This window comes from Streptomyces sp. 3MP-14 (genome assembly GCF_006334905.2).
In the GTDB taxonomy this organism is placed as follows: domain Bacteria; phylum Actinomycetota; class Actinomycetes; order Streptomycetales; family Streptomycetaceae; genus Streptomyces; species Streptomyces triticirhizae.
This window is the reverse complement of sequence record NZ_VDLZ02000004.1, coordinates 1-12,481: the sequence shown is the minus strand read 5'-3', so window position 1 is coordinate 12,481 and position 12,481 is coordinate 1. Positions and strand designations below refer to the sequence as shown.

The 12,481-nt window shown below is 75.4% G+C and carries 14 protein-coding genes; 12 read left to right on the top strand and 2 right to left on the bottom strand.

The window, feature by feature from the left end:
• Positions 1-484 precede the first annotated feature (484 nt).
• Positions 485-1,648: a PP2C family protein-serine/threonine phosphatase gene (locus tag FH609_RS06805; RefSeq protein ID WP_226961464.1), complete on the bottom strand. Its 1,164-nt coding sequence runs from the start codon at positions 1,646-1,648 to the stop codon at positions 485-487.
• Positions 1,649-1,820: 172 nt separating this feature from the next.
• Between FH609_RS06805 and FH609_RS06800 the strand changes: the two genes are divergently transcribed.
• The 8 genes from FH609_RS06800 (at position 1,821) to FH609_RS32260 (ending at position 8,010) form a co-directional block, all read left to right on the top strand.
• Positions 1,821-2,354 carry a MarR family winged helix-turn-helix transcriptional regulator gene (locus FH609_RS06800; protein WP_139666645.1) on the top strand — a complete coding sequence of 178 codons (534 nt, stop codon included), beginning with the start codon at positions 1,821-1,823 and terminating at the stop codon, positions 2,352-2,354.
• Between the two features lie 251 nt (positions 2,355-2,605).
• A complete protein-coding gene (locus FH609_RS06795; protein WP_139666646.1) occupies positions 2,606-3,490 on the top strand; it encodes an STAS domain-containing protein in 885 nt (294 codons plus the stop codon).
• Positions 3,487-3,897: an STAS domain-containing protein gene (locus tag FH609_RS06790; RefSeq protein WP_139666647.1), complete on the top strand. Its 411-nt coding sequence runs from the start codon at positions 3,487-3,489 to the stop codon at positions 3,895-3,897. The genes FH609_RS06795 and FH609_RS06790 overlap by 4 nt, the downstream gene beginning before the upstream one ends.
• The gene (locus tag FH609_RS06785) at positions 3,878-4,348 is read left to right on the top strand and encodes an anti-sigma regulatory factor (RefSeq protein WP_226961462.1); all 471 of its coding nucleotides are present in this window, start codon (positions 3,878-3,880) and stop codon (positions 4,346-4,348) included. Before FH609_RS06790 ends, FH609_RS06785 begins: the two co-directional genes overlap by 20 nt.
• Positions 4,349-4,353: 5 nt before the next feature.
• Positions 4,354-5,424 carry an ATP-binding protein gene (locus FH609_RS06780; RefSeq protein WP_139666648.1) on the top strand — a complete coding sequence of 357 codons (1,071 nt, stop codon included), beginning with the start codon at positions 4,354-4,356 and terminating at the stop codon, positions 5,422-5,424.
• Positions 5,425-5,466: 42 nt separating this feature from the next.
• Positions 5,467-6,741, top strand: a complete 1,275-nt coding sequence (locus tag FH609_RS06775; RefSeq protein ID WP_139666649.1) for a PP2C family protein-serine/threonine phosphatase — start codon at positions 5,467-5,469, stop codon at positions 6,739-6,741.
• Positions 6,728-7,513, top strand: coding sequence for a RibD family protein (locus tag FH609_RS32265; protein WP_139666650.1), 786 nt, complete (start codon positions 6,728-6,730; stop codon positions 7,511-7,513). Before FH609_RS06775 ends, FH609_RS32265 begins: the two co-directional genes overlap by 14 nt.
• A complete protein-coding gene (locus tag FH609_RS32260; protein ID WP_139666651.1) occupies positions 7,510-8,010 on the top strand; it encodes a deaminase in 501 nt (166 codons plus the stop codon). Before FH609_RS32265 ends, FH609_RS32260 begins: the two co-directional genes overlap by 4 nt.
• 90 nt (positions 8,011-8,100) lie before the next feature.
• Here the strand turns inward: FH609_RS32260 and FH609_RS06760 are convergent, their stop codons facing one another.
• Positions 8,101-8,871, bottom strand: coding sequence for a TioE family transcriptional regulator (locus FH609_RS06760; protein ID WP_226961461.1), 771 nt, complete (start codon positions 8,869-8,871; stop codon positions 8,101-8,103).
• 69 nt (positions 8,872-8,940) lie between these two features.
• Between FH609_RS06760 and FH609_RS06755 the strand changes: the two genes are divergently transcribed.
• The 4 genes from FH609_RS06755 (at position 8,941) to FH609_RS06740 (ending at position 12,226) form a co-directional block, all read left to right on the top strand.
• The gene (locus FH609_RS06755; protein ID WP_139666653.1) at positions 8,941-10,167 is read left to right on the top strand and encodes an erythromycin esterase family protein; all 1,227 of its coding nucleotides are present in this window, start codon (positions 8,941-8,943) and stop codon (positions 10,165-10,167) included.
• Positions 10,168-10,235: 68 nt separating this feature from the next.
• Complete coding sequence (locus FH609_RS06750) at positions 10,236-10,712, top strand: DUF6153 family protein (protein WP_139666654.1); 477 nt, start codon at positions 10,236-10,238, stop codon at positions 10,710-10,712.
• A gap of 114 nt (positions 10,713-10,826) precedes the next feature.
• Positions 10,827-11,471, top strand: coding sequence for a DUF305 domain-containing protein (locus tag FH609_RS06745; protein WP_139666655.1), 645 nt, complete (start codon positions 10,827-10,829; stop codon positions 11,469-11,471).
• 170 nt (positions 11,472-11,641) lie between these two features.
• Positions 11,642-12,226 carry a hypothetical protein gene (locus tag FH609_RS06740; protein WP_139666656.1) on the top strand — a complete coding sequence of 195 codons (585 nt, stop codon included), beginning with the start codon at positions 11,642-11,644 and terminating at the stop codon, positions 12,224-12,226.
• The last annotated feature ends 255 nt before the right edge of the window (positions 12,227-12,481 follow it).

Here is a 12,481-nt window from a genome sequence, read left to right as displayed (position 1 = left end):
CCGACCCCACCACCCACCCACCCCTCAACGACCGACCGGCACCGCCCGTCTTCAGTCGTCCGACGATCGGTCACGTTCGAGACGGACGACATGCCGGGGCAGGCCGGCGAAGCCGGTGCGCGCTACGCACGCCCCCACCCACCAATCGACCCCCGAACAAGCCGCAGTCCCCGCGCCCGTGGGGCACGGTCGCCATTCCCGACCACCCCTGGCGGCAACGAACCCCACCTCCCGGAAGCCGCGCCCCCCTTCCCAGCCAGCCTCCTGCCGGCATTCGTTACGCCCGCACCCGGCCGATCGTGCGCCATCTAGGCCCGGCGTCGTGGTCCGCGCCAGAACCCCAACCACACCGCAGAGTCTCGTCAACCAACAGAACGACCAGTCGGGCTGCCCCGCACCGGCCACCGGCCCGCAGACAAACCCCGCACCCAACACACCACCCGCACCCAACACACCACCCGCACCCACCCGCACCACCCCACCCCTACCCGTGCCAGTCCAGGCAGACCACCATCGCGTCGTCCTCCGGCCGGCCCAGCCCGTGGTGGCTGGCCAGCTCGGACAGCACCGCGCGCGGCACCTGGGCCGGTGGCAGCAGCCGGCTGCTGGTCAACGCCCTGGCCAGCGCCCGCTCGCCGTACCGTTCCCCGCTCGGGTTGGCCGCGTCATAGACGCCGTCGCTGACGAAGAACAGCCGGTCCTCCGGCAGCACCCGGAACTCCTGCACCCGGTAGTACGTGTCCTCGAACATGCCCAGCGGCAGCTGCGCCTCGAACTCCCGGCACTCCGCCGTGCCCTGCCGCAGCCGCCACATTCGCGGCGATCCCGCGTCGATCACCGCCACCCGCCCGGTCGCCAGCTCGAACCGCAGCAGCAGCGCCGAGACATGGGCCGTTCCCCGGTACCGGCCGTAGACGGCCTGGTCGGCGAGGTGCGCCTGGTCCGCGAGTGGCAGCCCGGCGCGGCGCGCGTTGCGCAGCGCGTTGACCGCGAGATGGGTCAGCAGCGCGGCCTCTATCCCCTCGCCCATCCCGTTGACCACGGTGAGGGTGAGGTCCTCTGCCGAGGTCGACCAGTCGAAGTTGTCCCCGTGCACGGCGTAGGCCGGCTCCAGCTGCCCGCCCAGGTCGAACTCGCGGTGCGAGCAGGACCGGCCCGGCAGCAGCTGCCACTGCATCTCGGCGGCCAGGGTGAGCCGTTCGGAGCGGCGCGCCCGCACGAAGAGGTCGGTGTCGCGCTCGGCCACCACCAGCTCGTGGCCAAGCACGTCGGCTATCTCCGCCAGTTCGGCCAGCACCCCGCTGGAGAACCGCGCCTCGGGCAGCCGCACGGTGAGCACCCCCAGGCAGTCGCCGCGCACGGTCACCGGCAGATGCGCGGTGACGGTCTCCACGCCCTCCGGCCTGGGCTCGACGAACGGCCGCTGCGAGCCGAACGCCCGCCCGTGCGGCCCGATGTGGGCGGGCGCCGGGCCCGCGTCCGCGTGGTCGGACGGCAGCGGGCGCAGCGCGGTCATGCCGTAGTCGGCGACCCGCAGTTCGAGCTGGGCGACGGAGTAGTGCCGTCGCAGCGCCGAGCCGAGGTCACTCAGCAGCTGATGGGGGGCCGCCGTCCGCAGGGCGCGGTGCGCGGCCACGAGTCTGTCCACCGGGGAGGGTCCGCCTTCGCTGAATGGTCCGTGGTCACGGGAGATGTGGTGCCGGGGTGGCGTGCGTGCGGCGCGTGCGGGTGGCGTTGGTCACGTTCCGCCCGGTCCGCCGCCCCTTCCGCCGCCGCGAGCGGGCGTTCAGGGCGGAACCGGTACACCCGATGACAACCGGATGACAAAGGGCGAGCACCGATGCCAGAGTAAGACCGTGACACCCCCGCCCCCGCACTCCGTCCCGGACGCCGCCCACGCGGCCGCCGAGGTGATCGAGCTGCTGGAGGTGCTCTGGGAACGCGGCCGGGACGCCGCCTCGCCCGCGCCCGTCTCCGCCTCCCAACTGCGGGTCCTCTATGTCCTGGAGCGTGACGAGGGGATCAACCTGCGTGCGCTGGGCGAGGTGTTGGGCTCGGCGCCCTCCTCGGTCAGCCGGCTCTGCGACCGGCTCCAGGCGGTCGGCTTCGTCGAGCGCGAGCCGAGCCCCGCCAGCCGCCGCGAGCTGCGGCTGGCGCTGACGCCGAGCGGGCGCCGCTTCCTGGCCGAGCTGCGCGCCCGCAGGGAACAGGAGTTGAACGCGGCCGTCGCCGCCATGCCGCCAGGCGCGCGCCGCGCCCTGGTCGAGGGGCTGGCCGGGTTCCGGGCCGCCGTGGAGCGGACGACGCCCGCCCTCGGGGCGCGGGCCGAGGACCGACCGGCCAGGTCGGCGTAGTCTCGGCGTGATGCGCATCAACACTCCCTGGCCGGGCGGCGAAGGAACGACTCCCTCGCTGGTGGTCGGTCGGCTTCCGACCGTGGTGGGAGGAACGCTAACATTTGCCGAACGGCAACAATCGGCATGTGTGCGGTTCCCGAAGGAGTTCCCGCAGAGGTTCCTGAAGTCGGCGACGCGCCAAGACGCCCCACGGGGAGAGCGATCCTCCGGTGCGCCCGGAGCGACGACCCGGTACGAGAGGGTTTGATGTGAGTGCCATCGAGTCGGCGGGACGGGAACGCGTCGTTCGCGCCCTGCGCGACCACGAAGCGGAGATCGCCGAGAACTGGGTCCGACTCCAGATAGACCAGGGCGTGCTGGTCGCCGGCATCGGCGAGCACGAACTGCGCGGCGAGGCCGAGCAGCTGGTCTCCGCCCTGCTCGCCGGGCTGGCCACCGACGAGCTGCCGGCCGCCAAACTCGCCACCGAGCACGCCGAGCTGCGCGAGACCCTGGCCGACCTCTCGCTCCGCCGCGCGCGCGGCGGAGCCACCCCGACCGCGACCTCGCTCGCCGTGCTGGCGTTCAAGGACGTGGTGCTGGAGATCCTCCAGCGCTCCACGCGGAACGCCACCGAGCTGTTCGAGGCGGCGGTGCTCCTCAACAGGGTGCTCGACGCCGCCGGCGTCCTCGCCTTCGACCAGTATGTGGCGACCCGCGAGGAGATCATCAGCCGCCAGAGCCGGCAGCTGATGGAGCTGTCCACGCCCGTGGTCAGGCTCTGGCGCCGGGTGTTGGCCGTGCCGCTGATCGGCACGCTGGACACCAGCCGCACCCAGGTCGTGATGGAGAGCCTGCTCCAGGCCATCAGGGACGACGAGGCGCAGGTCGCGATCATCGACATCACCGGCGTCGCCGCCGTCGACACCTCCGTGGCGCACCACCTGATGCAGACCGTCGCCGCCGTGCGGCTGATGGGCGCCGACTGCGTGATCAGCGGCATCCGCCCGGCGACCGCCCAGACCATCGCCCAGCTCGGCATCGACCTGTCCACCATCCTCACCCGGGCCACCCTCGCCGACGCGCTCGCCGCCGCCCTGCGCATCACCGGCGACGCCCCGGCGCCGGCCGCCGCCCTCGGGGCCGCCTCGTGACCGCCGTCCGCGCGGCCGGGGTGCCGATCCTGCGGCTCGGCGACGTGCTGGTCACCGGCCTGCTGGAGGAGCTGGACGACCGCTCGGCCATGGCGTTCCTGACGGAACTGACCGAACGCATCGCCGCCGAGGGCGCGACCGGGGTGCTCATCGACATCTCCCGGCTGACCGTCATCGACTCCTTCGTGGCGCGCACCCTGAGCGAACTCACCACCACCGCACGGCTGCTGGGCACCCGCGTGATCGTCGCCGGGATGCGTCCCTCCGTCGCCATCACCCTCGTGGAACTCGGCCTGCGCCTCGACGGCGTGGAGACCGCGCTGACCGCCGAACGTGGAATGGCCGCCCTGGGCTGGTTCCGCACCGCATCTTCCCAGGAGGCCGGACATGGTGACGATGCCGGATGAGCCGGTGGTGCGGCTGGCCAGCCGCCAGCCGGCGGCGGACGGAACGGTGACCAGCCGCACCGAGCTGCCGGTGCGCGTCGAGGAGGACCTGCTGGAGGCCCGGCACGCGGTGCGGGCCGCCGCACTCGCCGTCGACCTGGGTTTGGTGGACCAGACCCGGGTGGTCACCGCCGCCAGCGAACTCGTCCGCAACGCCTATATCCACGGCGGGGGCGGCACCCTGCTGATCGAGCAACTCGACCGGCGCGGCCGGCTCGGCATCCGGCTCACCGTCACCGACCAGGGGCCCGGCATCCCCGACCTCGACGCCGCGCTCGACGACGGCTTCAGCACCGGCGCCGGGCTCGGCCACGGCCTGGGCGGCGCCCGGCGGCTCATGCACGAGTTCGAGGTGGACAGCCCGCCCGAGGGCGGCACCACGGTCCGGGCCACCCGCTGGGCGGCCGGGTAGCGCGGGTGACCGCCGCCACCCCGCCCCGGCTCACCCGCCAGGTGCGGATCGACCACCACTCGGCCACCCACCTCGCGCTGGTCGCCGCCCGCGAACTGGCCCACGCGCTCCGGCTGCCGGGCGCCGGGCCCGAACGGGCGGCGGTCCTCGCCAGCGAGTTGGCGACCAACCTGGACAAACACGCCCATGACGGGGCGCTCTACCTCCAGCCGCTGCCGCTGGGCGGCGGGCTCGAACTGGTCGCCGTCGACCGGGGACCCGGCATCCCCGACGTCCACGCCGCGCTCGCCGACGGGTTCAGCACCAGCGGCACCCTCGGCGGCGGCCTGGGCGCGGTGCGCCGGATCGCCGACCAGCTGACCATCCACTCCGACCCCGGCGGCACCCTGGTCCGGGCCACCCTCGCCGCGCCCGACGCCGGGCCGGACACCGCGCCGCCGCCCGGCGCCGTCTGCCTGCCCACCGGCGCGGAGGGCGCGGACGGCGCCGACCCCGCCGCCTGCGGCGACGCGTTCGCCGTCCGCGACACCCCCGCCGGCCGCACGGTGGCCGTCATCGACGCGCTGGGCCACGGGCCCGAGGCGGAACGGGCGGCGCTGGCCGCGCTCGCCGCGTTCGACGCCGACCCGGCGCTGCCGCTGCGCACGCTGCTGGAGCGGCAACACCGCGCGCTGCGCCGCACCCGAGGCGCCGCGATCGCGCTGCTCCGACTCACCGAGCGGGCGGCCGAGTTCGCCGCCGTCGGCAACGTCAGACTGGTCCGCTTCGGGCTCGGCCGCCCGCGGGCCGGGCCGCCGGGCCCGCCCGGCATCGTCGGCTACACACTGCCGCGCCTCACCGTTCACCGCCTGCCGCGCGTGCCGGGGGAGACCCTCCTCCTGCACACCGACGGCATCCACCCCGACTGGTCGGGCCACCCCGCCCGGCTCGACCCACCCGCCGAGCCCCCCACGTCACCGGTTCCACTCCCACCCACGTCCCCGGTTCCACTCCCACCCGCCCTGTTGGCACCGTTCCTCGCCCACCGCCACCGACGCCCCCGCGATGACGCCACCGCCGTCGCGATCCCCACCTGAAGGCCCCCCCACGATGACCAGCCCAGCGAACCCGACGAGCCCATGACCAGCCACGACAGCCACCGTTTCACCAGCCTCGCCGAACTGCGCCGCGCCGTGCGGCAGATCGCCCGGCGCCACGGCCTGCCCGTCGACCTCCGCGCCCGGCTGGTCGTCTCGGTCAGCGCCGTCGCCGGCGTGGAACTGGCCGCCGGCCGCCCCGTCGTGCTGGCGAGCGCCCTGCGGCGCGCCGCCGCGCGCCCCCCGCTGCTGACCGTCGCCTGCCGCTGGACGGACCGCGACGCCGTGCCCGACCTGGCCGAACTCCCGCTGCCCGCCGAGGTGTTGGCCGACGGCTCGGTCCGCTGGGAGATGCCGGTCACCTGGTCGGGCCGCCCCCAGCAGGAGGGCTCCGAGGACGAGGCGCTGGAGCACGAACTCCAGCACGCGCTGGCCAGGGCCGACGCGCTGGCCGCCGACCACCGCCGGCTCCAGCACGAACTCTCCGAGACCAACAGCGGGGTGCTCGCCCTCTATGTCCAACTGGAGGAACGCGACGAGCGGCTGCGGCGCGCCCACGGCCAGATCCTGCGCGAGCTGGAGGACGCCCTGCGGCCCCCGCCGGTCGAGGTCGAGGGCGTGGAGATGGCCGTGCACTACGCGCCGGCCGGCACCGACGCCCCCACCGGCGGCGACCTCTACGACTGGTTCACCCTGCCCGACGGCTCGATCCACATCACCGTCGTCGACGCCCTCGGCCACGGCGTCGCCAGCACCCGCTCCGCGCTCAACGTCACCCACGCCGTGCGCACCCTGGTCCTCGAAGGGCACCGCCTCGACCGGGTGGTGGAGCGCACCGACGAGGTGCTGCTGCCGTTCGACCCGGCGCTGATGGCCACGCTGCTGCTGGTGCGGATCGACCCGGCCAGCGGCGCGGTCACCCTCGCCAACGGCAGCCACCCGCCGGCGCTGCTGCTGCGCGGCGACGGGCGACACGGCTATCTGGAGCTGAAGGGGCGCGGGATCGGCTTCCCCATGGCCGGCAGCGACGAGATGCTCAACACCCGCCTTGACCCCGGTGACCTGCTCCTTCTCTATACCGACGGGCTCACCGAGAGCCGCAAGAACCCGCTGGAGGGCGAGGCCAGGCTGGTCGAGGCCGCCGCCCGCAACGCGCGGCGGCCGATCGCCGAGATCCCCGGCCGGCTCGCCGAGGAGATGCACACCGTGATCCTGCACCCGGACGACACCCTGGCGTTGGCGATCCGCCGCACCGCGCCGCCGGGCGCGGACCCCGGCGACACGGGCGGCTACGGTGAGCGCGATGGACACCCCTGAACCGCACGCCGCACCGTTCGCCGCACCACCCGCCGGCCCGCCCGAGGCCGCCGGCCGGCCCCGGGTGCTGCTGTCCTGCGCCGCCTCCCTCGACGGCTTCATCGACGACCGCACCGAACGCCGGCTGATCCTGTCCAACGCCGAGGACCTGGACCGGGTCGACGCGGTGCGGGCCGCCTCGGACGCGATCCTGGTCGGCGCGGCCACCGTCCGCGCCGACGACCCCCGGCTGCTGGTCCGCTCCGCCGAGCGCCGCGCCGCCCGCGAGGCGGCCGGGCTGCCGGCCGACCCGGCCCGGGTCGTGCTCACCGCCGGCGGCCAACTCGACCCGCACGCCCGGGTGTTCACCGTGGGCGCCGAACGGCCGCTGGTCTACTGCCCGGGCGAACGCGTCCCGGCCACGGCGGCCCGGCTCGGCGAGGCCGCGACCGTGGTCGGCGCCGGCGACCCGCTCGACCTGCGGCGCGTCCTGGCCGACCTGCGCGGACGCGGGGTGTGCCGGCTGATGGTGGAGGGCGGCAGCACGGTCCACACCGCGTTCCTGGCCGCCGGCCTCGTCGACGAACTGCACCTGGTCATCGCGCCGTTCCTGCTGGGCGCCGTCGGCTCGCCCCGCTTCACCGCGCCGGCCGACTTCCCGCAGGGCCCGGAGCGGCCCCTGCGGCTGGCCGAGGCCAGGCCGCTGGGCGACTGCGTGCTGCTGCGCTATCTGGTCCCACCGGCGCGCGGAACGGCCCAACCCACGCCGGACACGGAAGGAACCCCCGCATGAACGACCCCGGTTCTTCAGGCCCCCGCGTCCCCGAACTGCCCCCGCTCGACGAGCAGCTGCGCCGGCTCGGCCAGACCGTCGACCTCGCCCGCCGCTGCCCGCCCAGCCCGACCGCCTTCGCCGTCGGCGCGGTGATCGTGGCCGCCGACGGAACCGAACTGGCCACCGGGTACTCGCGGGAGACCCACCCCACCGACCACGCCGAGGAGGCCGCGCTCGCCAAGCTCGCCCCCGGCGACCCGCGCCTGGCGACCGCCGTCCTCTACAGCTCCCTCGAACCGTGCGGCGAGCGCGCCTCCCGCCCCACCACCTGCGCCGAACTGATCATCGCCGCCGGCATTCCCACCGTGGTCTACGCCTGGCGCGAGCCGCCGCTCTTCGTCGCCAGGGCCGGCGCCGCCCGCCTCAGCGCGGCCGGCGTCACGGTCGTCGAACGGCCCGAACTCGCCGCCGAGGCCCGGGAGGTCAACCGGAACCTGCTCGACGGCGGCGCCTGACCGGGGACCCCTGGCGCCCGGCCCGTTCAGCACGCCCCGGCCCGTTCAGCACGCCCCGGCTCGTTCCGCACGCCCCGGCGCGTGCGCCGGTCACTCGCGCGCCCGGAGATACCCCTCCAGCTCGGCGGCCCCGTTCAGCATCGCCCGCGCCCGGGCGGTCAGCCGGCCGCGCCAGTCGTTCAGCGCGCCCTCCAGCGGCTCCACCCCGCCCGCCGCCCGCACCCGCTCGATCAGCGGGGCGATCCGCGCCAACGGGTAGCCGCCCCTGCGGAGTTGGTGGGTCAGCCGGGCGTCCCGCACGGCGGCCTCGTCATAGACCCGGTACCCGGTGCGCGGGTCGCGGCGGGGCCGCACCAGCCCGGCGCGCTCCCAGGCGCGCAGCGTCGCCGGCCGGATGCCGAGCCGGCCCGCCAGCGTCCCGATGAACAGCCCGCCCGACCCGCCGCCCACCCCCGACCCGGACCGCGACGCCCCGGAGGCCGGGTGCGGCGCCAGGTCGCGGAGGGCGCCCGCCACCGCCTGGAGCGTCCGCCGGTCGTCGAGGAGTTGGGCGTGGCTCTCGTCGATGAGCCGGAACGCCTCATCGAGGTCCCCCTCGTTCACCTCCCGCAGCACGGCGGTCGCCGTCCGGTGCCCGTGGGCGGGCAGCAGCGCGAGGAAGGCGCGCAACGCCCGCGCGTGCAGCGGCGTGTAGACGCGGTAGCCGTGCGGCGTGCGGGCGGCGGCCGGCAGGACGCCGGCCTCCTCGTAGTTCCGCACCGCCTGGGTGGACAGCCCGTGCCGGCGCGCCAGATCGACCGGCCGCAGCCGCTCGGCCGGCTCCGGGCCCGGTTGAGGGCTCGTTTGAGGGTTTCCGCCCACGATTCCGCCTCCAACTGGCCCGGAACAAGCAGAAGTTTCCACCGAACCTTCAACGATAGCGTTGAAGGCATGGTCACAGGAACCGAAGACCTCGCCCATGCCGTCGAGGCGGCGGCCGTCATGAACCTGCTCCCGAACCGCCCCCGGCTGCTCGCCCTCGGCGAGCCAACCCACGGCGACGGCACGCTGCTCGACGTGCGCAACGCGCTCTTCCGGCAGCTGGTCGAGGACGAGGGCTACCGGACGATCGCCCTGGAGAGCGACTGCCTGGCCGGCCTGCTCGTCGACGACCACATCACCACCGGCCGGGGCAGCCTGGACGACGTGCTGGCGCGCGGTCTCAGCCACGGCTGGGGCGCGTGGGAGGGCAACCGCGCCCTCGTGCGCTGGATGCGCGCCCACAACGCCCGCGCCGAACGGGAGGGCAGGCCCGCCTCGGAACGGCTCCGGTTCGCCGGCATCGACGGCCCGCTGGAGATCACCCACGCCGCCAGCCCCCGGGCGGCCCTCACCGAACTCCACCGCTGGCTCGCGGCCGGGGTGGCCCCGCATCTGCTGCCCAGCACCGAGGAGACCCTCGACCGCCTGCTGGGCGCCGACGAGCGGTGGACCGAGCCCGCCGCGATGCGGGACCCGGCCCGGTCCTTCGGCCGCTCGGCCGAGGCCCGCGAACTGCGCCTGTACGCGGACGAGTTGGTGGCGCTGCTCGACGAACGCACGCCCGAGCTGATCGCCGCGTCCTCCGCCGAGGAGTGGGAACGCGCCCGCCTGTACGGGCGGACCGCCGTCGGCCTGCTGCGCTACCACCACTGGATGGCCGACCGCTCGCCGGCCCGCATGACGCGGCTGGTGGGGCTGCGGGACCAGCTGATGGCCCAGAACCTCCTCGCCCTCGCCCGGCGCGGCCCGACGTTGGTCGGTTCCCACAACGGTCACCTCCAGCGGTCCCGCAGCACGATGCGGATGGACGACGGGCAGGTGGCCTGGTGGAGCGCCGGCGCGCTGGCCGGCGCGCGGCTGGGCGAGGACTACGCGTTCCTGGCCACGGCGATCGGCACGCTCCGGGACCGGGGCGTGGAGGCGCCGCCCCGGAACACCGTGGAGGGCCTGCTCCACGCGCTGCCCGGGGACCGTTCCCTCGTCGACGCCCGCCGGCTGGTCGCCGCCCTCGCCGACCGGCCGCCGGCCGCCCGGGTCTCGCCCTGGTTCGGCTACGCCCCGCTCGACCCGGCCCACCTGTCCGAGCTGGACGGGATCGTCTACGTCCGCGACGTCCGGGAGGCTGGGCTTGGGTGACGGGCGCGGGTGACGGGCGCCCGCCGGCGCCCTGGGGAGTGTCACAACGGGCGCCTACGATGGGGGACATGGCCATCCGGCAGCCGTCGCCCGCCCCGCCGCACCGCGCGGCGCCCCGGCTCGCGCTGCTGGTCGGCCTGGTGTTGGCGGGGCTGCTGGCGATGCACGGCCTGACGGCGCCGGCCCACCCGGCCGCCGCCGAGCGGCCACCCACGAGCCACGGCCACGGCCACGAACGCGCCGCCGCCGAGCGGCCGTTGCCCGGCCACGGCGCCCAGCCGGCGGCCGCCGTCTCGCCCCACGGCCCGGCGGCCTCGCCGGCCGACGCCGCCTGCGCCCACCCCGACGAGGGCGGCGCGCACGCCGGCCACGCCGACACGGTCTGCGCCGCCGCCTCCCTCGGCGGCGCCCCGGCCTGGCCCGGCCCCACCCCGGCGCCGGCCGTCACCCCCGACGGGGCGGACGCCGTTCATCTCGCCACGCCCGCCACGCCGTTCGAGCGCGGCCCGCCCGACCTCAGCCACCTGCGCGTGCTGCGGATATAGGAGCGCCCGCGCGGCCCGACCGGCCGCGCCCGCGCCACCTCGACCTGCCGGGAAACGCCGGCCGGACGAGGCACCTATCCGTGCACACTCCGCGCAGAAGGCAGTGACCTCACCATGTTCGTCACCCGATTCCCCCGGCGCGCCCGCGCCGCCGCCACGCTGGCCGGGGCCGCCGCGCTCGCCGCGTTCACCCTCACCGCCTGCGGCGAGGACGAAGGCGCCGCCGAGCCCACCTCCGAGCCCACCTCCGAGACGTCCGCGCCAGCGGCCGACGCCCCCAACGCCTCCGATGTGGCCTTCGCCCAGGGCATGATTCCGCATCACCAACAGGCCCTGGACATGGCGGAGTTGGCCGCCGACCGGGCCGCCGACCCCGAGGTGCGGGCGCTGGCCGAGGAGATCAGCGCCGCCCAGGGGCCCGAGATCGCGACACTGACCGGCTGGCTTGAGGAGTGGGGCGCCGAACCGGCGCCGGACGACAACCACTCCGGCCACGGCGGCGGCCATGAGGAACACCAGGGAATGAGCGGCATGATGAGCGAGGACCAACGGGCCGCGCTCGCCGCCGCCGAGGGCCCGGCGTTCGACGCCCTCTTCCTCGACCTGATGATCGAACACCACGAGGGCGCCGTAGCGATGGCCGAGAACCAGCTGGCCGAGGGCGCCCACCCGGACGCCCTGGAACTGGCCGAGGCCATCGTCGCCGACCAGCGCGCCGAGATCGACCGCATGGCCGAACTGCTCCTCGCCGAAGACTGACCCCGGCACCACCCGCGTTCCGCCCCGAGCCGCCCGGCCCGGGGCGGGGCTATCCTCGGAGCCCCCACGGTCAAGTGACGGGAGCGCCCCGCGACATGGAACCGGCGTCCGCTGGACCCGAGTCCGACCCGAACCCGCGCGACCTTCGCCCCACCGGGCGGGGCGCCGCGATGACCGACGATCCCGCCGCGCCCGGCGCGTGCTCTCCCTGGTTGAGCTGGGCGCTTGCTGCCCAACCGGCCGTGCTCACCGGGGAGTTGGCCGCCGGCCGGCCGGCGCCGGGGGCACTGCCGCGCGCGGAGTGGCAGACGGTGGTGCAACTGGTCAGGCCGTTGGTCGTCAACCGCGACTCGTCGGCGAGGTCGGTGCCGTCTTGGGCGACCAGCGCCGCAGCGCTGGAGTACGTGCTGGTCGCGGCCGTCGAGGCCGGCGCGATGCGTCGGCGGGACGCCGTGGTCAGCCGGCTGCACGCCAGCCGCGCGCTGCTGCGAACGTGCCCGCCCCGGCCGGGCGTTCCCCTGCTCGACCCGCGCCACCAGGTGGAACTCGCCCTCGCCGAGCTGCCGTTGACCGAGGACGAGGCGCGCGCGGGCGCGGCGAACTGGCGGGCCGAGCGGGACATCGCGACGATGCGCCGGCTGCGGGGCGCCAAGCTGCTGCTCACCCCGCTGCTGGCGCTGCTGTCGGACGCCGGCCCCGAGTGGTGGGACGAACGCCTGACCGCCTGGGCCGTGTTGCTGCCCGACCTGCCCTGACCCGTGGCGCGCGGGAGGGCTTGGCGGAGTGGGGTCGGATGTCTGTGTCAGATCGGTCGCACGTCAGCATAGTGTCGCCGCGCCATGCCTCGTACGGTGAGGGAGGAGTCACTATGTGGCAGATCTGAGGGGGAGGGCAGTGGGATGGCGCGTCCGAGTGACTGGTCGCCGGTGGATATGGATCGGGACCCGACGCCGGGGGACCCGGATGAGGTGCGGGATCTGGCGGATGATCTCCAGGAGTTCGCCGATGAT